This window comes from Bradyrhizobium sp. CCBAU 65884 (assembly GCF_028128835.1).
Classification (GTDB): Bacteria; Pseudomonadota; Alphaproteobacteria; order Rhizobiales; family Xanthobacteraceae; genus Bradyrhizobium; species Bradyrhizobium ottawaense.
In genome coordinates, this window is record NZ_LBJU01000124.1 from 1 (window position 1) to 25,673 (window position 25,673).

26 protein-coding genes and 1 pseudogene are annotated in these 25,673 nt (G+C 63.7%); 7 read left to right on the plus strand and 20 right to left on the minus strand.

What is annotated here, in order from left to right; translation table 11 throughout:
* The 8 genes and pseudogenes from XI03_RS24940 to tolQ all read right to left on the minus strand — a co-directional run.
* Positions 1–530: pseudogene (locus XI03_RS24940) on the minus strand (tol-pal system protein YbgF); the annotation flags it as partial.
* Positions 531–734: 204 nt separating this feature from the next.
* Positions 735–1,223, minus strand: a complete 489-nt coding sequence (gene pal, locus XI03_RS24945) for a peptidoglycan-associated lipoprotein Pal (RefSeq protein WP_018317777.1) — start codon at positions 1,221–1,223, stop codon at positions 735–737.
* 305 nt (positions 1,224–1,528) lie between these two features.
* Complete coding sequence (locus XI03_RS24950) at positions 1,529–2,269, minus strand: N-acyl amino acid synthase FeeM domain-containing protein (RefSeq protein WP_271593592.1); 741 nt, start codon at positions 2,267–2,269, stop codon at positions 1,529–1,531.
* Between the two features lie 190 nt (positions 2,270–2,459).
* Positions 2,460–4,790 (minus strand): putative bifunctional diguanylate cyclase/phosphodiesterase, encoded by a 2,331-nt coding sequence (locus tag XI03_RS24955; protein ID WP_038974611.1) that lies wholly within the window; start codon positions 4,788–4,790, stop codon positions 2,460–2,462.
* Between the two features lie 252 nt (positions 4,791–5,042).
* A complete protein-coding gene (gene tolB, locus XI03_RS24960) occupies positions 5,043–6,389 on the minus strand; it encodes a Tol-Pal system beta propeller repeat protein TolB (RefSeq protein WP_028140320.1) in 1,347 nt (448 codons plus the stop codon).
* A 41-nt stretch (positions 6,390–6,430) separates the two neighbouring features.
* A complete protein-coding gene (locus tag XI03_RS24965) occupies positions 6,431–7,390 on the minus strand; it encodes a protein TolA (protein ID WP_271593593.1) in 960 nt (319 codons plus the stop codon).
* 3 nt (positions 7,391–7,393) lie between these two features.
* Complete coding sequence (gene tolR / locus XI03_RS24970; RefSeq protein ID WP_018317772.1) at positions 7,394–7,843, minus strand: protein TolR; 450 nt, start codon at positions 7,841–7,843, stop codon at positions 7,394–7,396.
* A gap of 43 nt (positions 7,844–7,886) precedes the next feature.
* Complete coding sequence (gene tolQ / locus XI03_RS24975) at positions 7,887–8,603, minus strand: protein TolQ (RefSeq protein ID WP_018317771.1); 717 nt, start codon at positions 8,601–8,603, stop codon at positions 7,887–7,889.
* A gap of 524 nt (positions 8,604–9,127) precedes the next feature.
* Here tolQ and XI03_RS24980 point away from each other — a divergent pair.
* On the plus strand, positions 9,128–9,646 hold the full coding sequence (locus XI03_RS24980) for a DUF2231 domain-containing protein (protein WP_271593594.1): 519 nt from the start codon (positions 9,128–9,130) through the stop codon (positions 9,644–9,646).
* A gap of 93 nt (positions 9,647–9,739) precedes the next feature.
* Here the strand turns inward: XI03_RS24980 and XI03_RS24985 are convergent, their stop codons facing one another.
* Positions 9,740–10,504 (minus strand): serine O-acetyltransferase, encoded by a 765-nt coding sequence (locus XI03_RS24985; protein WP_271593595.1) that lies wholly within the window; start codon positions 10,502–10,504, stop codon positions 9,740–9,742.
* A gap of 320 nt (positions 10,505–10,824) precedes the next feature.
* Here XI03_RS24985 and XI03_RS24990 point away from each other — a divergent pair, with 320 nt between their 5' ends.
* A complete protein-coding gene (locus XI03_RS24990; RefSeq protein ID WP_271593596.1) occupies positions 10,825–11,988 on the plus strand; it encodes an acyl-CoA desaturase in 1,164 nt (387 codons plus the stop codon).
* 90 nt (positions 11,989–12,078) lie between these two features.
* On the opposite strand, the gene XI03_RS24995 is transcribed toward XI03_RS24990, so the two are convergent.
* The 7 genes from XI03_RS24995 to XI03_RS25025 form a co-directional block, all read right to left on the minus strand.
* On the minus strand, positions 12,079–12,843 hold the full coding sequence (locus XI03_RS24995) for a peptidoglycan-binding domain-containing protein (RefSeq protein WP_271593597.1): 765 nt from the start codon (positions 12,841–12,843) through the stop codon (positions 12,079–12,081).
* 44 nt (positions 12,844–12,887) lie between these two features.
* Positions 12,888–13,781, minus strand: coding sequence for a peptidoglycan-binding protein (locus XI03_RS25000; protein WP_271593598.1), 894 nt, complete (start codon positions 13,779–13,781; stop codon positions 12,888–12,890).
* A gap of 391 nt (positions 13,782–14,172) precedes the next feature.
* Positions 14,173–14,664 (minus strand): DUF2852 domain-containing protein, encoded by a 492-nt coding sequence (locus tag XI03_RS25005; protein ID WP_038948384.1) that lies wholly within the window; start codon positions 14,662–14,664, stop codon positions 14,173–14,175.
* 122 nt (positions 14,665–14,786) lie between these two features.
* A complete protein-coding gene (locus tag XI03_RS25010; protein WP_028140328.1) occupies positions 14,787–15,527 on the minus strand; it encodes a TetR/AcrR family transcriptional regulator in 741 nt (246 codons plus the stop codon).
* 129 nt (positions 15,528–15,656) lie between these two features.
* A complete protein-coding gene (locus XI03_RS25015) occupies positions 15,657–16,022 on the minus strand; it encodes a YciI family protein (protein WP_271593599.1) in 366 nt (121 codons plus the stop codon).
* Between the two features lie 58 nt (positions 16,023–16,080).
* Positions 16,081–16,485, minus strand: coding sequence for a YciI family protein (locus XI03_RS25020; RefSeq protein ID WP_091956420.1), 405 nt, complete (start codon positions 16,483–16,485; stop codon positions 16,081–16,083).
* Between the two features lie 126 nt (positions 16,486–16,611).
* The gene (locus XI03_RS25025) at positions 16,612–16,974 is read right to left on the minus strand and encodes a nuclear transport factor 2 family protein (protein WP_271593600.1); all 363 of its coding nucleotides are present in this window, start codon (positions 16,972–16,974) and stop codon (positions 16,612–16,614) included.
* 316 nt (positions 16,975–17,290) lie between these two features.
* On the opposite strand from XI03_RS25025, the gene XI03_RS25030 reads away from it, so the two are divergent.
* From XI03_RS25030 to XI03_RS25045, 4 genes are all read left to right on the plus strand, one after another.
* Positions 17,291–18,955: a methyl-accepting chemotaxis protein gene (locus XI03_RS25030; RefSeq protein WP_271593601.1), complete on the plus strand. Its 1,665-nt coding sequence runs from the start codon at positions 17,291–17,293 to the stop codon at positions 18,953–18,955.
* Between the two features lie 186 nt (positions 18,956–19,141).
* Entirely contained in the window at positions 19,142–19,930 is a 789-nt protein-coding gene (locus tag XI03_RS25035) for an SDR family NAD(P)-dependent oxidoreductase (protein WP_152102389.1), read from the plus strand.
* Between the two features lie 128 nt (positions 19,931–20,058).
* On the plus strand, positions 20,059–20,496 hold the full coding sequence (locus XI03_RS25040) for a hypothetical protein (RefSeq protein ID WP_028140334.1): 438 nt from the start codon (positions 20,059–20,061) through the stop codon (positions 20,494–20,496).
* 543 nt (positions 20,497–21,039) lie between these two features.
* Positions 21,040–21,402, plus strand: a complete 363-nt coding sequence (locus XI03_RS25045; RefSeq protein ID WP_271593602.1) for a hypothetical protein — start codon at positions 21,040–21,042, stop codon at positions 21,400–21,402.
* Between the two features lie 112 nt (positions 21,403–21,514).
* Here the strand turns inward: XI03_RS25045 and XI03_RS25050 are convergent, their stop codons facing one another.
* The 4 genes from XI03_RS25050 to XI03_RS25065 all read right to left on the minus strand — a co-directional run bounded on the left by XI03_RS25050 (position 21,515) and on the right by XI03_RS25065 (position 24,363).
* The gene (locus XI03_RS25050) at positions 21,515–21,928 is read right to left on the minus strand and encodes a VOC family protein (protein WP_028140336.1); all 414 of its coding nucleotides are present in this window, start codon (positions 21,926–21,928) and stop codon (positions 21,515–21,517) included.
* Positions 21,929–21,958: 30 nt separating this feature from the next.
* Complete coding sequence (locus tag XI03_RS25055; protein WP_028140337.1) at positions 21,959–22,498, minus strand: SRPBCC family protein; 540 nt, start codon at positions 22,496–22,498, stop codon at positions 21,959–21,961.
* Between the two features lie 207 nt (positions 22,499–22,705).
* Positions 22,706–23,998: an RNA polymerase sigma factor gene (locus XI03_RS25060; protein ID WP_028140338.1), complete on the minus strand. Its 1,293-nt coding sequence runs from the start codon at positions 23,996–23,998 to the stop codon at positions 22,706–22,708.
* Positions 23,995–24,363, minus strand: a complete 369-nt coding sequence (locus tag XI03_RS25065) for a YciI family protein (RefSeq protein WP_028140339.1) — start codon at positions 24,361–24,363, stop codon at positions 23,995–23,997. The genes XI03_RS25060 and XI03_RS25065 overlap by 4 nt, the downstream gene beginning before the upstream one ends.
* 142 nt (positions 24,364–24,505) lie before the next feature.
* On the opposite strand from XI03_RS25065, the gene XI03_RS25070 reads away from it, so the two are divergent.
* On the plus strand, positions 24,506–25,471 hold the full coding sequence (locus XI03_RS25070; RefSeq protein ID WP_271593603.1) for a 2-hydroxyacid dehydrogenase: 966 nt from the start codon (positions 24,506–24,508) through the stop codon (positions 25,469–25,471).
* The last annotated feature ends 202 nt before the right edge of the window (positions 25,472–25,673 follow it).

Sequence of the window (25,673 nt, forward strand, 5' to 3'; positions counted from 1 at the left end):
CGGCCGCCGGGTGCTCCCGACGGCATCGGCTGCGGGCCGCCGCCGAGCGCGCGCGGCGCACCCGGCGCGTTCGGGTTCTGGTTCGGATCGAAGGCATCGCCGCGACGGCGCGTGCCGGGAGCGCCGGGCGCCGGCTGCTCCTGAACGATCGGCGCAGAAGCCGCGCTCTGCGGCTGCTCGTAATTCGGTTGCACGGCCTGCTGCTGCGGCTGCTGGCGATAGCCGGGCGCAACCTGACCTGGTCCGACCTGGGCGGGCGGCATCGCCGCGACATTGGGCGCCTGTCCGGGCGCGCCTTGGGCGCCGCCCTCGAGCGCCCGCAGCCGCTCTTCGAGCTGGCGGTTGCGGTATTGCAGCTCTTCGTTCTGGCCAGTGAGCTGGCGCAGCTGGTTCTCCAGCCGCTCGATCCGCATCTCGGGATCGGCATCATCCGACTGCGCAAAGACCGACTGCGCAGTTGCGGGCGAACACAAAGAGAGCAGCGCGACGGTTGCCACGGTGCCGGTAATTGCCTTGAATTTCGATGACATCTTGCCCTGACGACAAAAGCGACGTGGCCCACGGCGGACCATTCGCCGCGCCACATAATGAGGAAGGGAGTACGCCAAAACCGTGACTTGAACCAAGGGGTTTTAGGTCACGGTTTGCTGAAACGAAACCGGCGCCCGAGAGGGCGCCGGCATACTCGGTTTTGGAAGATGAACGGCGCCTGACTGAGTGTCAGTATCTCGGCGTCAGGAGCTCGCGTTCAGCACGGTGACGGCACGGCGGTTCTGCGACCAGCAGGAGATGTCGTTACAGACGGCGACCGGCCGCTCCTTGCCGTAGGAGATCGTGCGCATGCGGTTCGGATCGATGCCGCGCGAGGCCAGGAACGAACGCACCGACTGGGCTCGCCGGGCGCCGAGCGCGATGTTGTATTCGCGGGTGCCGCGCTCGTCGGCGTGGCCTTCGACGGTGAAGCTGTAGCGCGGATAGGTCTGCAGCCACTGCGCCTGCTTCTCCAGGGTCACGATCGCCTGCGGGGTCAGATCGGTCTGGTCGCTTTCGAAGAATACGCGGTCACCCACGTTGACGACGAAATCCTGCTGACTGCCAGGTGTTGCCGCATTGGCCATCGCATCCGTCGCGGCATTCTTGTTGGCGCAGGCGCCCATCGACAGCGCGACGGCGAGCACCGCGACCAGCTTCAATCCCTGGAGGATACGCATAGGATGTTTCATTCCGGAGCCTCCACGCTCACGTTAGTCCACTGCTGTCCGGTCTACAGGGGGTTGGTTAAGCGAACGTTCCGTCAACCTTGACGGAACCTTGCCTCAGCCGATCAAATGCCCCCAACCAGCGAAAAGCACCCGTCATGGTTAATGGGTTGTAAATGTGGCGCGAGGGTGAAGGCAAGCCGCGGCGGCCGGCAAAAACCCGGCTTTCGCCGGAATTTTAGGCCCAGGGCGCGATGCGTGGCGACGCGTGACGGGTAAGGGGCAGAGCCCAGGCTCAAACCTGGAGCCGCATCCACACTATCGCCGACTCAGGCGTGCGCGGCGTCCGCGTGCGCAGCGTCCGCCACGAGCACCGGCCGCTGCGGCACCTGGCGCTGGCCGCCGCGCCCGAACAGCATCCGCCGCTCGAAGGCAGTCGACCGCATGATTGGATAACGCTCGAACACCTTCTTGCGGAAGGTCGGGAAGTCCGCCGCCATCAGTCCGAACGGCTTGGTGAGGCCGGGAACCAGCCGCGGCTCGGCGATGGTCTCATGCAGGAACACCCGCCGGTAGAAGGCCTGATGCTCGGGGCGCACGATGGCGAGGCCGAGATCGGCATTGAAATGCTCACAGGCCATGTAAGCGAGACGCGTCGTCAGATAGGGCAATTCCGGGACCCGCTTGACCTGGTCGGGATCGGCGACGAAGCGGGTCGGGTCGATCATGACCTCGCCGCGATCGAGCCGCGGCAGCAGGATGTCCGGGAAGACATCGGCCGAGGTGGACTCGCGCCATTCCGATGTCAGCACGCTGATGCGCACCGAGCTGCAGAGTTCGCCATAGAGATAGACGCCGAAGGTCCACGCGTTCGGCAGTTCGTCGTAGCGGTCGGTCACCCGCGCATCGGCGGAGGGCTTCACCGCGCCTTCCCGCAGATAGGCGCGGTAGCGGAGATTGTAGATCTCCTCCTTCTCCGCGACGGTTTCGGCAAGATGATAATCGACGTCGGTCAGAAGCTCTGCTCCCCGTCCAACAGCCGAAATGACAGATCTGGCTGAGGACTGCATTCCAACTCCTTAAACACACTCACGTCGCGGCATTCGAAGGCAATTCCTGCAAGACAACTTACGCGCGCGCCATGATTTATTAACACCTTCTTAACAAGTATGCAAAGCAATCGAAGGGTTAGGGTTAACCTCCGTAGCACTACGGTACCCTGCAACAGTCTGAAATGATGGGACGTTCCGAGAAACGGAGTTAAGCGAAGGAGCGCGAGCTGGCGACGTGGAGCTGGCCTTCGCCGCGCCGCCCATGCGAGGCGTTGAGCAGCTGGCGCATCCGCACGGCGGGCACCGGACGGCTGAACAGATAGCCTTGCGCCTCGGAGACGGTGCCGTCGGCGCTGATCAGATCGAGCTGCTCGTTGGTCTCGATGCCCTCGACCACGACGGCCATGCCGAGATCGGCGGACAGCCGCGCCACGCCGCGCAGCAGCGTCAGCGGGCGGTCGGTGTCGATGCCTTCGAGGAAGGAGCGGTCGATCTTCACCTTCTGCATCGGGAAATTGTGCAGATAGCTGAGGCTGGAATAGCCGGTGCCGAAATCGTCGAGCGAGATGCGCACGCCGAGCGCATGCAATTGCGACAGGATGTCGTGGGTCAGCTGGGTGTTGCGCAGCAGCGAGGACTCGGTGATCTCGATCTCCAGCCGATGCGCCGGCAGGCCCGACACCTCCAGCGCGTAGCGGATTTCGCTCAGCACGTCGCGCTGGTGGAATTGCTGCGGCGAGAAGTTGACGGCGACGCTGACGCCCTCCGGCCACTTCATGCATTCCATGCAGGCGCGGCGCAGGATCCAGCGGCCGAGATCGACGATCAGGCCCATGTCCTCGGCGACCGGGATGATGTCGATCGGCGAGACCGTGCCGCGCACCGGATGATTCCAGCGCAGCAGCGCCTCGCAAGTGGTGATCTTGCCGGACTTCAGATTGACCAGCGGCTGGTAGAACAGCTCGAATTCCTCGTTGGCGAGCGCCTTGCGCAGGTCGAGCTCGAGGATGCGGCGGGCCTCGACGGTCGCCGCCATCTCGTCGCGGAAGAAGCAGAACGTGCCGCGGCCGTCGGCCTTGGCACGGTACAGCGCCATGTCGGCGTTCTTGAGCAGCGTATCGGCACTGGCATCGCCCGGCGAGGTCAGCGCGATGCCGACGCTGGCGCCGATCTCGACCAAATGATTGTCGATGCGGTAGCGCTCGCTCAGCCGCTCGACGATGCGGCGGGCCAGCGCGGCGGCGTCCTCGGGCGAGGAGATGTTCTGCTGGAACACGACGAATTCGTCGCCGCCGAAACGGGCGACGAAATCTTCGGGGCGCAGCATTTCGCGCAGACGGTTGGCGACGGCGCACAGCAGCTGGTCGCCGCAGGGATGACCGAGCGTGTCGTTGACCTGCTTGAACTGGTCGAGGTCGACGAAGAGCAGCGCGGAGAGCCGCTCGGCATGATGCGAATTCTTCAGCAGCCGCTCGATCTCGTCGTGAAAGCTGACCCGGTTGGGCAGCGCCGTGAGCTCGTCATAACGGGCGAGATGGCTGATGCGGGCTTCCGCATTGGTGCGTTCGGTGATGTCTTCCAGCAGCAGCACCGTGCCGCCGCCGGTCATCGGCTGGAACGTCCAAGCCAGGGTGCGGCCGCGCGAGGAATCCGGATCGGCGGTGACGATCTCGCAGATCCGCGCATGCTCGATCTCGGCCAGGATGTGGTTGCCGCTCTCCGCCGAGATCGACCCGGCGGAAACGCAGGCCGCCGCGATATCGGCGGCAGTGGCGCCGCGCTTAACGAGGTCCTCGGGCAAGGCCATCAGCTCGCCGAAGCGGTGGTTCATCACCGCAAGGCGGCCGTCGGCGCGGAACATGCACAGCCCGTGCGGCATGTTGTTGAGCGCGGTGTCGAACTGGCTCGCCAGCGCGGATTCGCGGAAGCTCGAGGTCAGCGCCTTGACGAAGATCGCATGCAGGCTGAGGTTGATGTTCTTGAGCCCGATGAAGAAGAACACCAGCAGGATGGCAAGACCGATGTGGTAGAAGCCGCCGTGCAGCAGCAAGGCGAGCGACATCGGACCGCAGGCCAGTGCGACGTGCCACTGGATCACCCGGGGCTGCCCGTAATTGCGGGCGGCGCCGCCCGCGGTGTAGCCGATGCCGATGGCGACACAGAGCATGTCGGCGACCGGATCGTTGTTGTTGTAGATGACGACGAAGGCCCACACACCGAGCACGGCCGCATAGCTCAGCGCGCCGATCCAGTAACGCGGCTCCAGGTGCTTGGCCTCTTCGAATGACAGCACCTCGGTGCGGTTTTCATATCCGCGCATCTGGAAGGCGCGCGCGGTGCCGATGGCAATCAGCAGGAATGCAAGCGGCCACAGCCAGACGTCGCCCGTCTTCAACGCAGTCATCACCGCGGCCACGGCCGCGGAGGCCGAGCCGAGGAAGATCGCCCAGAAATTCTGCACCATGGAGTTGATGAGAGCGGCGTAGAGTATCGGCTCCAGCTCGTCTCGATCACTCTGCTTCTGGTCGGCCAGTTGCATTGGCTTGTTACGCGTCCTGTTTGGCGCGTAGTCTTACCCAGCCCAGATGAAGTCTTTCTGAGGGAACATCGTTAAAGTCGAGTTGTTTTTCGGTATCAGCGAACCGATTTCCGCTTAAATATCAAGCAACTAGGCAAGCCTTGCCGAGCACAAGGTGAAGGAAGGCTTGCTTTGCGCAGAAAAGTCGAAAAAATCGGCGCGTTTTTCGACAACATCGCGCGTCTGAACGCGCGATGTTTTAGCGCTCTCTTGTCAACCCGCCGTCGAGGATAACAGCGGCGACCATGCCGGGTCGGAGGCGAAGCCGGGCGTCGGCACCTTGAGCTCGTTGCGGCCGGAGATGTCGACGCTGTACAGCGACGGCCCGCCATTGCCGCCGGGATCGCGGAAGAACATCAGCACGCGGCCGTTCGGCGAGAAGGTCGGGCCTTCATTGTGGAAGCCGGAGGTCAATAGCCGCTCGCCGGAGCCGTCGGGCTTCATGACGCCGATCGAGAATTGCCCGCCGCCCTGCCTGGTGAAGGCGATGTAATCGCCCTTCGGCGACCATACCGGGGTCGAATAGCTGGCGTTGGTATCGTCCTTGGAGAAGGAGATCCGCTGCGCCTGTCCTCCGCCCGCGGCCATCACATAGATCTGCGACCTGCCGCCACGATCGGACTCGAAGCAGATGCGGGTGCCGTCCGGCGAGTAAGACGGCGAGGTATCGATCGCCGGCGTGTCGGTGAGGCGCGTGGTCGAGCGCGAGCGCAGATCCATCACGAACAGGTTGGAATTGCCGCCCTGCTGCAGGCTCATGATGACGCGCTGGCCGTCCGGCGAGAAGCGCGGCGCAAAGGTCATGCCCGGGAAGTTGCCGACGATCTCGCGCTGGCCGGTCTCGATGTTGAACAAATAGACCTTCGGATCGCCCTGGCCGAACTCCATATAGGTGATCTCTTGCGAGTTCGGCGAGAAGCGCGGCGTCAGCACGAGGTCGGAGCCGCGGGTCAGGTAGCGCACATTGGCGCCGTCCTGGTCCATCATCGCGAGCCGCTTGACGCGACGCTCCTTCGGGCCGCTTTCGTCCACGAACACCACGCGGCTGTCGAAATAGCCCTTCTCGCCCGTCATGCGCTCGTAGATCTGGTCGGAGATGATGTGGGCGATGCGGCGCCAATATTCCGGCGAGGTGAAATATTGCTGTCCGGCGAGCTGCTGGCCGGAGACCACGTCCCACAGGCGAAATTCGGCCTTGAGCCGTCCATCTGATTGCCGCGTCATGCGGCCGGTGACGAGAGCCTGCGCGTTGAGCGTCTTCCAGTTCTGGAATTGCGGCGCGACGTCGATGTTGCTGATGCGCTCGATGAAGGCGGCCTGGTCGATCGGGGCAAACAGGCCCGAGCGCTTCAGATTGTTGGTGATGACCTGAGTGACGCCGTTGCCGACGTCGCCGTCGGACGGCGAGCCCGGCACGAAGCCGGTGATCGCGATCGGGATCGGCTGGAATGCCGTGGGATCGATGCGGATGCGGCCGTCCTGGCCTTGAGCGAGGGCACGTCCGCCCCCGAGCATCGCGAGCGTTGATCCGGTCAGGGTCATGAAGCGGCGGCGGTTCATCGATCGGACGTCATTCATTGCAAAATTCTTTTGTTCGGATGTCACAACATATCTTTCAGGCCGAAAGTCATCGGAATGAGCTTCCAGCTCTCGTACTGCTGCTTCGGCATGAACGCGTAGACCTGACACTGCACGATGGCGCGCCTGGCGCTCTCCGCCACCGCCTGGGCGATCGACCGCGACGGCCCCCTCACCGCGACCACGATGGGTTCGGACGCCAGCGATCCGTCGATCTTCATGGGAATGTCGATGTCGGCTTCGTACTGGTCGGCGTCCTGCCCGTTATAGGTCGGCGTGAAGCAGCGCTTGACCGCGGCCTGGAACGCACCGCGCCAGGTCGCAATGTTGTTGGCGGCAGTGCCGGTCGCCGATCCCAGCGAGGCCGAGGCGTTCAGCGCCGTTCCCGTGAGCTCGTGCCGGGTCGCGGCACGCTTGTCGAGGTCGCGCTGGATCTGCGCGGGATCGAAGCTGCGCTCCTTGGGCTTGGGCTGCTGCTGCGGCTGCACCGCCGCAACCTTCTGCTCCACGGGCTTGGGCGGCGGCTTCTTGGTCTCCAGCTTCTTCTGCAGCTCGGCGATCGGATCTTCCTTGGCCGGATCAGGCTTCTTTTCCTGCGGCTTCGGCTCTTCCTTCGGCTTCGCCTCGGCCACAGGCTTCGGCGGCTCGGGTTTCTTCTCCACCGGCTTCTCGACCGGCTTCGGCGGCGGATCCGGCTGCGAATTGGTCTTGATCAGCTCTTTCTTCTCGGTGACCTTGCCGACGGCGTCTTCCTCCGGCTTGGGCTCGGCGATCTTCTCGACCTTGGGCTTGGGCTCTTCCTTCTTGCCGGTCTTTTGCCCGGCCATCATCTTCGCGAGCTGATCGGTCGAGATGATGTCGATCGGAAGTGACTCTTCCGGCGCGACGTAGGCCTTGCTGCTAAAGGTGACCAGCCCCCATCCCAGCACGAGGACATGCAGGGCAATCGACGCAACGAGTGTCTTGTCGACCTTCACCTTCACGGCCTACCCCTGATCCGCTTCCGTGACGAGGGCGAGCTTCTTGAACCCGGCGCCGGACAACTGGCCCATCACCCTGGCCACCGTGCCGTAATCCGCCTTCTTGTCGGCGCGCAGATAGATGCGCTCCTCGAGCCCGCCGCGCGCGTCGGTGATCGCCTTCAGCTTTGGCACCAGCTCGTTGATCGCGATCTCGGCGTCGTTGATGAACACCTTGCCCTTGATGTCGATCGACATCTGGATCGGCTTCTGGTCGTTGTTTTCGAGGCTCTTGGCCTGGGTCTGCGGCAGGTCGAGCGGCACGCCGACCGTCAGCATCGGCGCCGACACCATGAAGATGATGAGCAGCACCAGCATCACGTCGACCATCGGCGTGACGTTGATCTCGGCCACGACGGGCTTGCGCCGGCCGCGGCGGCCGCCGCCTCCGGACGAACTCGCAACGTTCATCGCCATGATCGCGTGCCCAAATTGCCCTTCACACTATACATGCCGCCCGTCAGCCCCGCTCGTCGATCTGACGCGACAGGATGGCGGAAAATTCATCGGCGAAGCCTTCCAGCCGCTGGGCCTGCCGGTTCACCTCGGACGTGAACTTATTGTAGAAGATAGTGGCAGGAATGGCGGCGATAAGGCCGACCGCGGTCGCAAACAGCGCCTCCGCGATGCCCGGTGCCACCACCGCCAGAGAGGTATTTTTCGACGCCGCGATCGACTGGAAGCTCGACATGATGCCCCAGACGGTGCCGAACAGGCCGACGAAGGGGCCGGCGGAGCCGACGGTCGCAAGCACCAGCAGGCGGCGTTCCAGCCGCTCGACCTCGCGGGCGATCGAGACGTTCATGACCTTGTCGATGCGCATCTGAAGGCCGGCGACCGAGCGGGCCTGGTTCTCGAACGAGCGCTTCCACTCGCGCATCGCCGCCACGAAACAGGCCGCCATCGAATGCGTCGGCTTGGCAGAGAGGGTGCGATAGAGCTCCTCGATCGATTCGCCGGACCAGAACGCCTGCTCGAAACGGTCCATCGAGCGGCGGGTGCGGGCAAACAGGAAGATCTTGTCGATGGCGATCGCCCAGACCCAGACCGAGCAGGACAGAAGTCCCAGCATCACCGCTTTCACGATCCAGTGAGCCTGCCAGAACAGCGCGATCAGCGACACGTCCGCGGAAGCGGCAACCGGAAGGGCTGACTGAGCCACGTCGGCCGGATTCATAAGCAGTATCCTCTCAAGGCGATCGTTTACCCGATGTGCCGGCCAGCAAATGGCTGCCGGTTCCCCAATGGCCGCGCTAGCACCGGCGCGGCCGGCAAGCCCGCTCAAAGCCTTGTCTTTCTGGGTGCAGGGGCTCGTCCAGAGCCGGCCGTCTGCATTCCCTGCCAAGATGTCAAAACTATGGGCCTTTGGCCCCGGGCCTTGACGGTCCCTGGCTTCGGGCTTTGGGCGCGATTGTCCGCCCTTACCAGAGCCCGCCGTTGGTTAATGCGGGGTTACCAGGGGTGAATTTGGTTGCCGGAAAGGTAGGTGGCGCAGGGGGATGGGCGGACAGGCCTGGTCCGTGTCCCGGACCCGGGATGCGGCGTGCATGTGCGGTGAGATGGGCCCCGGCTCAGCAGCGCATCGTCAAAGAGACGCTGCGGTGCGTCCGGGGCGCGAGAGTTCCGCGTGTCCGTGCGACCGGAGGAACCAGCCCTCGCCCGAAAAATTGTCCCAAAAATCACTTTCCGCGAGGTGTTGCCATGACCATCAACCCCAAGACGACCGCCGCCATCGGCGATCACCCGCTCCACCCCATGCTGATCCCGTTCCCGGTCGCATGCCTGGTCGGCGCGCCCATCGCCGATCTGGCCTTCATCGGAACCGGCGACAATTTCTGGGCCAGAGCCGCGATGTGGCTGATCGGGGCTGGCATCGTCATGGCGCTCGTCGCGGCTGTGGCCGGCTTTACGGACTTCTTCGGCGAGCCCCGCATCCGCCGCCTCAACGATGCCTGGTACCACATGGTCGGCAATCTCGCGGCGGTCGTGCTGGCCCTGGTCAATTTCTACCTGCGCTACGCGCAAGGCGCCGAGGCTGCGATCAAGCCGTGGGGCGTGGTGCTCTCCCTGATCGTGGTCGGCATCCTCCTGTTCACGGGATGGAAGGGCTGGGAGATGGTCTATCGTCACCACGTCGCGGTGCTGGATGCGCCGGGCCAGACCAGCTCGGAGCCGGTCACGCCCCAGCATGGCGGCGAGAGCCATCGCCGCGCCGCCTGAGGCAACGGGATGTCGCCGGGGGCAGACCTCGGCGACCCTGCCTTTGCGGCTGATCGGGCCGCGCTCCGCCGCATCTCATGACGTGACGGCGCCTCAGGCCGCCGAAGCGGGCGCGGGACAATTGGTCAACCGCGCAGGATTTCCAACCGCGGTGCAGCCGCCGGGAACGTCGGAAGTCACGACCGTGTCGGCGCCGATCCTGGCGAAATCGCCGATCCGGATATCGCCCAAGATGGTCGCGCCGGCGCCGATGAAGACGCCGCGGCCGATACGCGGCGAGCGCGTCGGCAGTTCGCTGCCGCGGCCGATGCTGACATTCTGGAGAATGGTGACGTCATCGCCGATCAGCACATTGGCGCCGATCACGATCCCGGTGGCGTGGTCGAGATACACGGACGAGCCGATGCTGGCCGCCGGGTGAATGCTGACCTGCAGGACGTTCGCGGCCTCGTTCTGAAACAGCAGCGCCGCGTCGCGCTGGTCATGACGCCAGAGCCGGTGCGAGACGCGCCAGGCTTGTAGCGCCACGTAGCCCTTGAAATGCAGCAGCGGCGGCAACAGGCCGGCGACGGCGGGATCGCGGAGCACAATCGCCTGCAAGTCGCGGCCGGCCGCTTCGATCAATTCCGGCGCGCCACGAAAGGCGTCGATAGAAAAGGCCGTGAAGCGTGCCTGCCCGGCGGCGTTGCCGCCAAGCCTGCGCCCGATCAGATCGGCCAGAGCCGCGGCAAAACTATCATGCGCCAGCACTGCATCGGCAAGCGACTTGCTGAAGACGGGATCGGATTCGCACACGCGCTGCGCCTCCGCGCGTATGTTCTGCCAGAGGCGATCGTTCGTTGCGGTCGCAGCTGCCATCAAGGCCGCCTCCGGTGCTTTGGTGCTTCCTTCACGTGTCGAATATAGGCCGCGGACGACCCGCGCGCCACGCGGCAGCCGCCGTGACTACCTGAGCACCATGCCGCAGCTCCCCGTGAGGCTACGAGCTTGCATGCCAGCCATCCGCGCCCATATATTCAGTCGGATTTTCGGCTGATGCTGCTTTAGCCGGGATAACACGCAAAGCAGCTCGCTCAAGCCCCGCGGTGGTCCGCCATCCGCGGGTTTTTCGTACCCGGCAGCCCTCGGTGCTGCCGATGCAAATTCCGGATCCCCGTTACCTGAGGTCACGCTGAAACATGTTGCCCAACGCGCCCGCCGACGACCACCACGACGACGTCATGTACCCCTCCGCCATACCGTTCGTGCTGGTCCATCTCGGATGCTTTGCGGCGATCTGGTCAGGCGTCACGTGGCAGGCCGTCGCGATCTGCGGTTCACTGTATGTCGTGCGGATGTTTGCGATCGGCGCCGGCTACCACCGCTATTTCTCCCATCGGGCTTTCGCCACCGGCCGCGTGTTTCAGTTCATCCTTGCCTGCCTTGCGCAAAGCACCGCGCAGAAGAGCGTGTTGTGGTGGGCGGCCAAGCATCGGCATCATCATCTGCATTCCGACACCGAACTGGATGTGCATTCGCCGCGTCAGCGCGGTTTCCTGTACAGCCATCTCGGCTGGATCTTTTACCGGGAGCACGACGCGACCGATCTCGTGAAAGTCGGCGATCTCACGGTTTATCCTGAGCTGATGTGGCTGCATCGGCTGGAGCTGCTGCCGGCCTTCGTGCTTGCAGCGCTCTGCTTCCTGGTGGCCGGGTGGTCGGGTCTGATCGTCGGCTTCCTGTGGAGCACGGTGCTGGTCTATCACGCGACCTTCTGCATCAATTCGCTGGCCCATGTGCACGGACGCAAGCGCTACGTGACGGGCGATGATTCCCGCAACAACTGGCTGCTGGCGCTGCTCACCATGGGCGAGGGCTGGCACAACAATCACCACGCCTATCAGAGCAGCGTGCGGCAGGGTTTTCGCTGGTGGGAGATCGACGTCACCTATTACGTGCTGACGGTATTGTCCTGGTTCGGAATCGTCTGGAACATGAAGGCGCCGCCCGAACAGGTGCTGCGCAATGAGCAACCGCTCGGCGCCCGCGTCATCAATCGGGCCGCCCGCGAGCTTGCCGGGCGGTTCGACGCGCCGAAGCTTGCACACGCGATCTCTTCGGCGCTGCACCGGGCCGACCCGACCCAGCTGCAGCTGCCGACGCTGCACGACATCCTCAATCGCGCGCATGACGGCGTCGACGCGCTGACACACCTGCATCTGCCGACGATACCGACCCGCGAGGAGTTTCTCGCCGAGGCCAAGGCGATGTTCGCACGAACGCGATCGCTCAACGAGATCGTGGATCACGCCTACGAACAATTCCTGGCTTCGGTTCACGCGCAGCTGGCCACCGCTCGCTGAAGCTGGCGGTCATGCGATGCAGCCCGGCGCCAGTCATGCCGCCGGGACGCCTCCGTCGCGCGCGGAGCAGGTGGAAGAGTCCGCCGATCCCTAGAGTTCGATCTTCAACCGTTTTGCGGTCTGCGGTCCTACCTGTCCGTCGACAATGATTCCTTTGGTCGCCTGAAACGCTGCGACCGCCGCCACCGTCAGGTCATTATATTCACCGTTGATCGGCCCCGGATTGAACCCCAGCTCTTTCAACGCGCGTTGGATGTCCCGAACGACGGACGCCTTCATATTCGGCTGCCCAAGCGCATACAGCTGGCTCGGCTCAACCAGGTCGAGTGCTCCGCCCGCCGCCCCATACGTGAAGTTCGGCAGCAAGACGCCGGTATCCCAATTCCGGCCCGACACCTTGCCGCGACGAACGCCATAGGCCGTTCCCATCGCCTCCACGGTGCCGCCCTCGCCGTCACAAACGACGATGTGCCCCATCATGCCCGGTCCGGGCGGATAGCGGAGAAGAATGCCTCCCACCGTAGAGGCTGCCTGCCGCCACGGCACGCGCTTTCCAAGTTTTTGTGAATCGCTCTTCCAGGCGCCGGTATAGGCCTCGACCGTTGCTGGATTGCCGTTGTCGTCGACGCATCCATACAGGAATCCACCGACCTGATACACCAACCAGGACATGAACTCCGCGCAGTCCCATGGACCGTGCCAGTTCTTGTTGTTTTTGGGAACGCAGACATTGACGTATTTCTCGCCGATGCGGGACTCGGCCAGCTTCAGCATCTTTTCGCCGTCGGTCATGCTCAATTCCTTCTGCGTAATAAGACTTGCTAAAATTCGACCCTCAATAATCGAGACATCCATTTGCGAAGCTCCGGCGACCTTCGCGCGTCAAAGGCGGCACGCTCTCAGGGGCGCTCTGAAGCCGTCCGGGAATTCAGGCGGAGATTCAACGCCGCCTGCGTCACCACGCCTGCATTTCCATCGACCGGGATCTTGGCGTGGTTTTGAAACCACTCGACCGCCTGCGCGGTGGCGGGACCATATCGTCCATCCACGACAAGCGCCGGCTCAGCCCCGAGATCGTTCAGGGCCTCCTGAAGCTCGCGCGTTTCGTCCGACGTGGTTGCGGCTTTCCAGGCCACCTGGTTCGCGCCGCTCTTGCCTATTGCGCTCCACACGATCTCGAACAGTTCCGTGCGGCCGCTCAAGCCGTTGTAACCGCCGTTAATGGTCCGCGTGATCGCACGGATGTTGTTCTGATCCGCATAAGTGTTCATGCCTCCCTCATTCCATTCGTTGAGCGCGGGAAGGAGGGCCGCTTCTGGAGCGACAATCAGATCCGGGTTGTTGTAGAAATCCACGCCGGCAGGTTTGCCCATGCGTGCGTAGTTGGCTCCGCCCGTCGTCTGCAACAGGCCGCCGCCGCGATATTTGTATCCGTCTCCTTGCTTGGTATTGCCGAGCTCCTTCGCCTTCTTCGGATTGCCCAGTCCATAGACGCGCTCGGCCAAGGCGCGATCGTTGTTGAGATATTGATCGACTTCATCGGGCCGGATCGCCGCGCTGTGACGGCCGATGCCGAAAATCTCGAGAAGTCGCGCCGCGGTTTTGTATTTGAGGCTCTCGAACAGAACCGTACCGCGGCCGGTTTCATATAGCGCCTGAGCCAGGAAGTGCGCGATGCGAAGCGGAGTGTTGATCTTGAAGCGGTCGAAGATTTCGTCGCCGTCTTCAAAAGCCTTGAGGTAATTGGGATAGCAGCGAGGGGCTACCTTCCGAACGATCGTTACGATCCGCACGAAAATACTCCCTAATATTCAGCCAAATATCATCGATTGAAAAACGTCCCAAGATTATGCACAACACCCTTTGGTTGCAAGAGGAGATTCGATTTTCCGGACAGACCACACCGCCGCAACCGGGCGGCATTCTCGGCAACGTCCGGTCTAGTGCTTGTCAGTTGCCACCGCGATAAATTGCAACCTGCATCTCGCGACAGGACTAGGCGCGGCACGACGAGCAATGCGAGCAACGATGGCGGCCGATGCCTGCTCTCGCGCACGCGAGAGATCGAAGCAAGATCCCAAAAACCAAACCGCCCGCCTGCGGGTTGCGCAGACGGGCGGCTCGGGGCCATCAGGACTTTGGGGGCATGCGCCTGAAGGCTTTGAGAGGTGTCAGCCTTGAAGGTCAGCCCTGCTGCTGGTCGGTCGGCGGCGGGGTCGGACGTGTCTTGTGCTGCGCCATGAACTGGTCGAACTCTTCCTTGTCCTTGGCGTGGCGCAGACGGTCGAGGAAGTTCCTGAACTCGACCTGCTCCTCCTCGAGCCGCTGCAGCGTTTCCGATCGGTACTCGTCGAAGGCGCGGTTGCCGGAGGACGGCGGGCCGAAGCCGAAGCCGAAGCCGCGGCGCTCCATGCGGCCGCGCATGCGGTCCATCTTGTACTGCATCTTTTCCATCTTGTTCTGCCAGCGATCCTGATGGCTCCAGCACGACATTCTTCTGCTCCCGAGTGTGAAAAAGAGAAGGGCAAGTCCGATCGGCCACCAGATGATGAAGCCGAGGATGGTCACGGCGATCCAGCCGGGATGCCAGGGCGTATCGAGCATGCGGGGACGCTCGTATTGTTGGTATTGGTCCGAAGGGCCGCGCCAGCGATTAACGTCAGCGGTGTAGGCCATTTCCCATCTCCATCACGGCACCAGCGCCGTTGTGAATGTAAATAACATTTACATAGCTAGACCATCCCGCGATTTTGTCAAGCTGGCCGCCAGACACGCCCGCGTGATTATTTTGCGCAATCTTATTTCGGCTTGCCCCAGGGACCAGCCGGCGGCACACCTGAACCGGAGGACGCCTCCGGCGGCACCGGCGGCGGCTCGGCGCCCTTGCCTGCAGGACGGCGGTCGGTCGGGAAGCCGAGGCCGCGCAGATAGATCAGCACCTCGGCCTCGAGCAGTTCGTCCGGCGACATCGGCAATTTTCGTCGCGCGGCGTCGCCACGGGAGAACAGCGAAGCCACGCCGTGCGCCATCGACCAGATGTGCAGCGCCATCATCATCGCCGGCGGCCGCGGCCTACCCGGCGGCGTCAGCGCCGCGAGCCGCTCGGCTGCAGCGCGAATGATGTTGAAGGCGCGTTCGCTGGCGGCCTGAAGTGCGGGATTGGCGTCAACCGGCACGCCCGATTCGAACATCGCGTTGTAGAACGCGGGCTCCTCACGGGCGAAGGCGAGATAGGCTTTGCCGACGCGCTCGAACGCGGTGACCGTGTCGGGGCGTCCGTCGTCCCAGGCCGCGGTCAGGCGCTGCTCGAACTGCTCGAAGCCGCGCTGGGCAATCGAGGACAACAGCTCGTCACGGTCGCGGAAATGCCGATAGGGCGCCGCTGCGCTGACGCCGGCCATGCGTGCGGCATCGGCGAAGGTGAAGCCAGCCGCGCCCTTCTCGGCGATCAGCCCGAGAGCGGCCTGCAACAGGGCTTCCTTCAGATTTCCGTGGTGATAGCCGCGCTCGGCGCGGCGCTGCTCCTTGCGCCAGCTCATGTGAACGATCTTTACATGAGCCGGCGGTGAAGGTCACTAGCAGGAATCGGGCGTGATTAACCCCGTACTTTCACGGGCGATGCCGGCCCGGAGCGACGGCATCGCACCCGGAATTGGCCTCGTCCGCAGCTACATCTGCGGAATCGGAAGCACGGGCATGACCTCGATCGCCTCGCCCGGGAAGATCGCAAAATGCGGATGGTTCTCGAACAATTTTGCAGCTTCCTCCTGCGAGGCGGCCCGCACCACCGTGAAGCCGGTCAGCGCATTGCTGATCTCGGCAATGCCGCGTCCGTCGATCCGGCGGGTCTTGCCGAGCGGGCCGCCCAGATCGACGATGACGTCCTTGTGCTTCTCGACCCAGCCGTGCCAGGCGGCCATGCCTTCGCGCTCTTTTGCCTTCCGTTCAGCCTCGGGCATCGCATGCCAGGCCTTCATCTTTTCGCCGCTCATGCTGCCGAGATAGACGGCGAGGAATTTATGTTCGGTGCTCATCGGTTCTCTCCTTGCTGATTGACTGACGACAGACGCGATTTCATCGCGATCGCTGTGGCTACCTCTTCAGGTCGCCGAAACCGGCCGCGGCCTCCTGCACGTCGGGCGGAAAGTCGCTCATCTCCTGGACTTGCCGGATCTCGATGATCTCGTTGGCCGAAGCCGGACACTTCTTCGCCCAGGCAATCGCCTCGGCGCGCGAGGCAACCTCGATCATCCAATAGCCGCCAAGGACTTCCTTGGCTTCAGTGAATGGGCCGTCGGTCACGACAGGCTCGCCGGTCGCAAACGAAACCCGCGCGCCCATCGACGGCGGATGCAGGCCATCGAGCGTGATCAGCACGCCCGCGTCCTTCAGCGCCTCGTTGTAGCGCATCATCGCCGCGACGCGCTCGGGATCGAGCTGGACGTCCGGCGGCGCGGCCTCGTAGCCGAGCGGGATCATCAACATCATGAATCGCATGGGTCGTATCCTGGCTTCTGCGGTGGTTCCGGGATGCGCCGTGAGGCGCAGGCCCGCTCGCCTTCAAGACGAACGAACTCTCACCGAACCGACACGCCCGCGGAAATAATCTGGAGGGGCCCGGCCCTAGCGCGGCTGCGGCAGGAAACGACCATCCTGCCGGGCAGCGCCGAAATAGACATCGATGCGACGGATCTTGCCGCTTGCGAAGGTGAAGAACTCCGTGTTGCGAAAACTCCTGCCATCTGTCGCAAGGCAGAGATAAGTAACGAAGGCCTCCTCACCCCGGGCGAAGATGCGCTCGATGTCATGCCGTGCAATCCAGCCGCTGTCGCTCCAGCAGCGTTCGAAATAGGTCGCCTTGTCGAGGTCGTCGTCGAACGGACTGGTGAAGCGGAAATCGTCGGCCAATGCGTCGGCGACCCGCCGCCGGTCGTTGGCGAGATAGGCGGCGAAGAGGTCTCGGATCAGGCGTCCATGGTCGGGCATCGCTAGTCTCCGCAACGAGGCATCCTGTTAAAGACGGTTCGCCTCTGACCGCGCCGACACCGCCATGCAAGGCGACGCGAAAAATATCTCGGCTGCGCCCCCGTACAAGTACGGCTCCGCATTGTGAACTCCACCGTGCATATAAACCAAGAGCAGCTGTCAGTTGAAGTAGTTGGCTGTCGCACGCGGACTCGCGGAGCTCGTCGCAGCGTTATTCAGGATTTACCGATGCTCAACGATAGCAATGCAACTTTTCAGCTCAGGGGAAACGGTATGGCGATCCTGTCGGATCGCATCCAAGCATTGCGGGGCTTACGTGTTCAATTTCCTGAGCAAGAAGGTCAGGCACGCCATCGCGGAGGTCGAGGCGCTCGACCGGTCGCAGGCGGTCGTCGAATTTGGGCTCGACGGCACCATCCTCGATGCCAATGAGAACCTGCTCAAGATGAGCGGCTACACGCTCGCGGAGATCAAGGGCAAGCACCACAGCATCTTCGTCAGCCCGGCCGAGCGCGAAAGCGCCCGCTATCGCGACTTCTGGGCCAGCCTGAACCGCGGCGAGTTCCAGACCACGCAATACAGGCGCTACGGCAAGGACGGCAAAGAGCTCTGGATCCATGCCTCCTACGCGCCGCTGCTCGACGAGACCGGCAAGGTGGCCAGCTTCATCAAGTTCGCCACCGACATCACGGCCTACAAGATGCGGACCATGGAGGACGCGGGCAAGCTCGCGGCGATCAGTCGTGCGCAGGCCATGATCGAGTTCAACATGGACGGCACCATCGTCACCGCCAACGAGAACTTCCTCAAGACGATGGGATACTCGCTCGACGAGATCAAGGGCAAGCACCACTCCATGTTCGTGACGCCGCAGGACCGCGCGGGCTCCGCCTACAAGGATTTCTGGGCGCGGCTGAACCGCGGCCAGTTCGAGGCGGCCGAATACAAGCGGCTCGGCAAGGGGGCCAAGGAAATCTGGATCCTGGCGACCTATAACCCGATCCTCGACGAGATGGGCAGACCGCTCAAGGTGGTGAAGTTCGCCACCGACGTCACCGCGCAGAAGATGAAGGCAGCCGACAATGACGGTCAGCTCGCCGCGATCCAGAAGTCGCAAGCGGTGATCGAGTTCAACATGGACGGCACGATCCGCACCGCCAACGAGAATTTCCTGAAGGCGATGGGCTATTCGCTGGCCGAGATCAAGGGCCAGCACCATTCCATGTTCGTCGAGCCGAACGAGAAGAATTCGGCCGCCTACCGCCAGTTCTGGGAAGCGCTCAATCGCGGCGAATACCAGGCGGCCGAATACAAGCGCATCGCCAAGGGCGGCCGCGAGATCTGGATCCAGGCGTCCTACAACCCGATCTTCGATCTCAACGGCCAGCCGTACAAGGTGGTGAAATACGCCACCGACATCACCGCGCAGGCGATCGGCCGCAAGAAGGCCGACAACGCGCGCGGGCTGATCGAGGCGGTCGCCGCCGGCAGCGAAGAGATGAGCGCATCGATCCGCGAAATCTCCGAGACCATGACGAAGTCGCGCGAGACGTCCAAGGTCGCGACCACAAGGGTCGAGTCCGCCGACCTCCAGGCCCAGAAGCTGACGGCCGCCGCACAGGCCATGAGCGGCATCGTCGAGATGATCTCGGGCATCACCAGCCAGATCAATCTGCTCGCGCTCAACGCCACGATTGAATCGGCCCGCGCCGGTGAAGCGGGACGCGGCTTTGCGGTGGTGGCGTCCGAGGTGAAGAACCTCGCGAGCCAGGCCAAGCAGGCGACCGACACGATCACGTCCGAAATCGACGCGCTGAACACCATCTCCGGCGACGTCGCGAGCTCCCTGACCGCGATCAAGGCCGCGATCGCAGGCGTCAACGAGTTCATCGCCTCCACCGCAGCCGCGGTCGAGGAGCAGAGCATCGTGACCGCGGACATGTCGGCCAACATGCAGCGTGCCTCGGCGGAACTGGCGTAAGGGCGACTTCCCCTCCATGTTCGTCATCCTTCGAGGGCCGCGAAGCAGCGGCCGCCTCATGGGTGACGGATTTGGCATTTTGCCAGCCATACGCAGCCCTCGGCTGCCCCTTCCTCGTCAGCACAAAAGCGCAGTAAAAGGAGCCAGCACTCCTGCGCCCATATGCTACTCGAGGACAAATCTCCCATGCCGCAAGCCCCGCAGAAAATCGCCCTCGTCACCGGAGCCGCCCGCGGCATCGGGCTTGCGACCGCGAAGAAGTTCCTTGGCGAGGGCTGGCGCGTGGCGCTGCTCGACATCGAGGGCGAGTTGCTCGGCCGGGCGGTCGCCGAAATCGACCAAAGCGAGGCGACGTTGGCGCTGACCTGCGACGTATCGGACGCCGCCGCGGTGAGCGATGCAATGAAGGCGGTCGAGCGCCGGTTCGGCCGACTGGATGCACTGGTCAACAATGCCGGCATCGCGGTGTTCGCACCGCTGATGGAGACGTCCGAGACCGATTGGCGCCGCGTGCTCGAGGTCAATCTCACCGGCCCGTTCCTCTGCACCAAGGCCGCGGTTCCCTTGATGCGCGAAGGCCATGGCGGCGCGATCGTCAACATCACCTCGATCTCGGCGGTGCGCGCGTCGACGCTGCGCTCGGCCTACGGCACCAGCAAGGCCGGGCTCGCGCACCTGACCAAGCAGCTCGCGGTCGAGCTCGCCTCCCTCAACATCCGCGTCAACGCGGTCGCGCCGGGACCGGTCGACACGGCGATGGCGAAGCAGGTGCATTCCAAGGAGATCCGCGCCGACTATCACGACGCCATTCCGCTCAACCGTTACGGCCTGGAGGAGGAGCTTGCGGAAGCGATCTACTTCCTGTGCTCGGAACGATCGAGCTACATCACCGGTCAAATTTTGGCCGTTGATGGCGGGTTCGATGCGGCGGGTATCGGCCTGCCGACGCTGCGCGGGCAAAGGCGGAACGGGTAGGCACAGTTTCTGTAGGGTGGGCAAAGGCGCTCTTGCGCCGTGCCCACCACGTTCTTCCGGATCTGCGATGCTGAAGGTGGGCACGCTACGCTTTGCCCACCCTACGAAACCGAGTTGGTGGAGAGTTCATGCGACGCGTCACCTCCCTCAAAGCCCTGATCCTCGCATCCGCCCTGCTCGCCGCCGCGCCCGCGTCCGCTGAAATCCGCATCATCCAGTCTCCGGGCGGACAGGTCGGGCCGTTCCTCGATTTGTTCGAGAAGGTGCGCGAGAGCGGCGAGCGCGTGGTGATCGATGGTCCCTGCCTGTCTGCCTGCACGCTGGTGCTGAGCATCGTGCCGGGCGAGCGCATCTGCGTCACCAAGCGCGCCGTGCTCGGCTTCCATGCGGCACGTTCGGTCGACCGGCGCGGGCGCTTTTATGCCGAGCCGGAAGCATCGGTCGCGGTGCTTGCCGCCTATCCCGGCCCAGTGCGCGACTGGATCAGCCGCCGTGGCGGCCTCACTTCGCGGCTACTCTTGCTCAAGGGGCGCGATCTCGCCGCGATCTATCCGCGCTGCCGCTGACGAATGTGGCAGCCGCCACGCATGTGACGTGAATGAGTTCTGTGAACCGCGTCACGTCACATCAAAGGCATTGGCCTGGCCGGCCCGAGGCCACACGGCAGGTTCCCCGTGCTCGCACCCAATGTGCGCACCGGGGTCTCCACGCCATTACACTTTGGCTGCCGTCAATAAAGAGTCTGGATCACCGGCCCCAGCTTCATGCTGACGCAGATAAGCATCCCCCACAGGGCAAAATTGATCTGTAGCGCCGCCGCCATCGGTCGCTCCCCTTCCAAGTGACGTCCACCCCAGCTTTTTAGATTTTGTGAGTCACCAATAGCGATTCTGACGTGCAGATTACAGCCCAATATTGCGTCAATTGTTGTGCGATGCAGTCCGCATGGTTTCACGAAGCGGCCTCACTGCTCCCGCAAGGTGATGCGAATCGCGCGTTCATTCCTCGGCCACGCCGGCCAATCGTTTGCCTTAAGTTCCATTTGACCGACGCGATGCAAGTTTCCCGTGCGGAAGCTTGCGCATTGCGCATCGAACTTTGGGTCCGGCATGATACGACGCGGCTTCATCTTGCTTACTTTCTGCACAGCGCTGCTTGGATGTGCAGCCGCACCGGCGCAGGAGCGCCGCCCGATCGCATGGGATGGCCTCGGCCAGGACCCCAACAAAGGCTCGAACCGCCCGCATGCCGCCAAGCGGCGCGCGACGAACCCCGCGCCCGCGGCAAGTGATCCCAATCAGGAGCGGCAACGAGTGCTCGGCACCTTGCGGCCATACTCGGAGGCGTGGTGGGCGGTCCATGACGAGATCGAAGCCGAGAACGACAAGCAGCTCGGCACCAAGCTCGTGATCTGCCCTCGCTGCGTTCAGCCGCCGCAGCAAAGCGAGGACGCGACCGGATCGATCCGTTGAGCGAGCGCACGACCGATCCGGATATGACGCGATAAATCCAGGCGTCCCCTCTCGCGCGACAGTGCAGAGAGGGGATTGCGGACTCAACAGATCATGCAGGCGGTCGCGCCTGTCACATCCCTTCGGCCGGGCAGTTCACCATCCAGGGAATGCCGAACTTGTCGACGCACATGCCAAAGCCCTTGGCCCAGAACGTCTTGCTGAACGGCATGGTGACGGTGCCGCCATCGGCGAGCGCGTTGAACTTACGCTCGCCATCTGCGGGATCCTTGACCGTGAACGAGATCGAAAAACCTTGTGGCTTGGCGAAATGCTCCGGCGGCGCGTCGGAAGCCATCAGCACGCTGCCGTCGGGCAACGACATTCGCGCGTGCATGATCATCTTCTCGCGGCCGGGCGCGGCGGGCATGTCCGGCGGCGCGTCCGATGACCGCATCATGGCGTCGATCTTGCCGCCCAGGACCTTGGCGTAGAAGTTGAACGCAGCTTCGCAAGTGTCCTGATAGAACAGATAAGCGTTGAGCATCGTTTCTCTCCTCTTCGTTTGCAGTGAGGCTTATTGCTTCTCGGTCAGCTTCTTCAGGCTGGCGAGGCCGGCATCGAAATCCTTGCCGATCATGCTGTCCATGTTGATGAACACCTGCATGATCTTGGACATGAACGGAGCCGGACCGTACATCGCCCATGTGACCAGAGTGGCATCGCCTTGCGGCACAAAGGTGAACTCGGCGGTGTTGTGACCTTCGAACGGCCGCTCGAAATCGAGCTTGATGCGAAGCTTGGACGGCCCCGTCGCCTCGAGGATCTCCATGCGGCCGGCGCCGACATTGTTGTTGCCGTCCCAGGCATAGGTCGCGCCCTTGCCTCCCTCAGATCCACCGAAGGTGCGCTTCATGGCGGGATCGCGGGTCTCATAGGGGGACCAGTTGGTCCAGCGGCGGAAATCGGCGACCTGCGGATAGATCGCACCGGCCTGCGCCTTCACCGCGAGGCTCCGCTCGACGCGGAAAGTGTCAGGTTTTGTCAGGGCAAAGGCGAGGACGCCCGCAAGTCCGGCGGCGAGCAGGATGGCGATGACGGCGACGGCTTTCAGCATGAGGAGCTCCGTGGATACGGGCTTAGGACGAACGGGAACGGCGGAGGCCGACAATTGAAGACGAAATTATTCTGCCGTCATTCCGGGGCACCCGAAGGGTGAACTATGGTGCGCTGTTGCGCACCTGAGAATCTCGAGATTCCCCGGTGCGCCAGTGCGCACCTGAGGTCTGGCCCTTCGGACCATCCCGGAATGACGCGTGCGGCGTCACTTCACTTTCGCACCCTGCCGCGCGCCAGCCTTCGGCTGGCTGTCCCGGATCAGGCGATCGATGTGCATGCGGATGTGGGCCGCTTCTGCGGACGTGTTGGCAAGCGCGATGGCGCGGTCGAAGGCGACACGCGCCTCCTCGTTGCGGCCGAGTTGCATCAGGAAGGCGCCGCGCACGCCGTAGAAATGGAAGTAGTTGGAGAGCTTCGGCGCAAGCGGCTCGATCAGATCGAGCGCGGCTTGCGGCCCCCGCACCTTGGAGACCGCGACCGCGCGGTTGAGCGTCACCACGGGAGACGGCTGCACAACTTCCAGTGCGCCATAGAGCAGGTCGATCTGCGTCCAGTCGGTCTCCTCCGGCGTCGACGCGCGGGCATGCAGCGCGGCGATCGCGGCCTGGATCTGATAGGGCCCGCTGCGGCGGTGGCGCATCGCCTTGTCGATCAGCGCCAGCCCTTCCGCGATCATGGTGTCATTCCAAAGCGAACGATCCTGGTCGTCCAGCAGGATCAGCGAGCCGTCGGCGGCAAAGCGCGCGGCACTGCGTGCATGCTGCAGCAAGATGAGCGCCGTGAGCCCCATGATCTCCGGCTCGCTCGGAAACAGCCTGAGCAGCAGGCGCCCCAGCCGGATCGCCTCCTCGCAAAGCGGCTTGCGGATCTCCGCGGTGTCGCCGCTCGCCGAATAGCCCTCGTTGAAGATCAAATAAATCATCGCCGCGACACCGGCGAGCCGCTCGGAGCGCTCGATTGCGCCGGGCGCTTCGAACGGCGTCCCGGCTTCCGCGACCTTCGTCTTGGCGCGGGTGATGCGCTGCTCCATCGCCGCGTCCGACACCAGGAAGGCGCGCGCGATCTGCTTCACGGTAAGCCCCGAGACGATGCGCAGCGCCAACGCGATCTGCTGCGTCGCCGGCAATTGCGGATGGCAGCAGATGAACATCAACCGCAGGATGTCGTCGCGGTAGTGCGAGCCGTCCAGCCGTTCGGCCAGCGCGCCTTCGGCGTCGTCGAGATCGGAGATCGCCTGATCGTCCTCCGGCAGCGGCTGCTGCTTGCGGGTCCGGCGCACCTCGTCGATGGCCGCATTGCGGCCGACCATGATCAGCCAGGCCGCAGGATCGCGCGGCGGTCCGTTCTGCGGCCAGGTCTTGAGCGCGCGCAGGGAGGCGTTCTGGAACGCCTCCTCGGCGGTGTCGAGATCGCGGAAATAACGCAGCAGCGCGCCGACCGCCTGGGGGCGCGCCGAGGTCAGCGCGGTCTCGATCCAGGCGGTGTCGGTCTCGCTCACGTCAGGTTTCCTCCGGGCCGGAACACGCCGACGGGACGCACCTCATAGGCGCCGCCGGGATTGGCCGCGCCAAGGTCGCGGGCGACGTCGAGCGCCTCATCGAGATTCTTGCAGTCGACGATGTAGAAGCCGAGCAGCTGCTCCTTGGTCTCGGCATAGGGGCCGTCGAGCACCAGCGGCGGATCTTCCTTGCGCAGGGTCGCCGCTGCCGTGGTCGGCAGCAGCCGCGCGACCGGCCCGAGCCGGCCCTGCTGGGTGAGCTTCTCCTGCACCACGGCGAGCTTCTTCATCACGGCCTCGTCCTGCTCCTTGCTCCAGGAGCCGACGAAGTCCTCATCGTGATAGCAAAGGATTGCATAAAGCATGGGCGACATTTTCCTCGGGTCTTGTTGTGAAGACGATCCACTATGCCCCGGTCCGACAGGACTGCGGAAAAAAATAGCAGGAAAAATCCGGCAGGTCGTGCCAAGGAGGGCCTTCTTGCGCGGAACCGACGAGGCACTTCGAATGACCAAGGGCACACTGGCCGTCCTGATCAACAGCACGCAGCAGAACTGGTTGCCCGAGCGCTGGAAGGCCCGGTTTGACGCTGTCTGCGGCGGCCGCCGTGTGGTGCTGCTGCCGGATTCCACGCTCGATCCCGCCGAGGTGCACTATGCCACGGTGTGGAAGCCGGTGCCCGGCGATCTCGGCGCCTTCCCCAATCTGCGGGCGATCTTCAATCTCGGCGCCGGCGTCGATGCGCTGATGGCGGACAAGAGCCTGCCCGATGTGCCGCTGGTCCGGGTCGCCGTACCCGACCTGACCGGCCGCATGACTGAATATGTCGTGCTGCACGTGCTGATGCATCACCGCCAGGAGCTCTATTTGCGGGACTCGCAGCGCGCAAAACGCTGGGAGCCGAAATATCAATGGCCTGCGAGCGCGGTCACGGTTGGCGTCATGGGGCTCGGCACGTTAGGAGCGGATGCGGCCGACGTGCTGCGCCGGCTCGGCTTCCGCGTCGCCGGCTGGAGCCGCAGCCCGCGCGCGATCGACGGCGTCGAATGCTTCCATGGCTCGGCCCAGATCGATACGTTCCTGCGCGCGACGGATATCCTGGTCTGCCTGCTGCCGCTTACGCCGGAGACGCACGGCATCCTCAACCGCGACGTCTTCACCAAGCTCAACCGCAACAGCCCGCTCGGCGCTCCGGTGCTGATCAATGCCGGCCGCGGGGGCTTGCAGAACGAGGCCGACATCCTCGCCTGCCTCGACGACGGCACGCTGGGCGCCGCCTCGCTCGATGTCTTCGTGCAGGAGCCGCAGCCGCCGGACAGCCGGTTCTGGACCCATCCCAAGGTGGTGCTGACGCCCCACAACGCAGCCGACACCGACGCGGACGCGATCTCGGCCTATGTCGCCAAGCAGATCGCACGGTTCGAGGCCGGCGGCACGCTGGAGAACGTGGTGGACCGGGCCAGGGGCTATTGAGGCGCTCGGAATTTTGCGAACGCTGGTTCTGCAAATTCCGTGTCATCCCCGCGCACGCGGGGATCCATAACCACAGGGTGAAGTTTTGCGAAAAGTCGCAGCTCGGTACTGCGAATGTCTTTACTTGATAGATTCCGCGGTATGGGTCCCCGCGTTCGCGGGGACGACCCGTGGGGAGGCAACCGGGCTGGCTAACGATCGC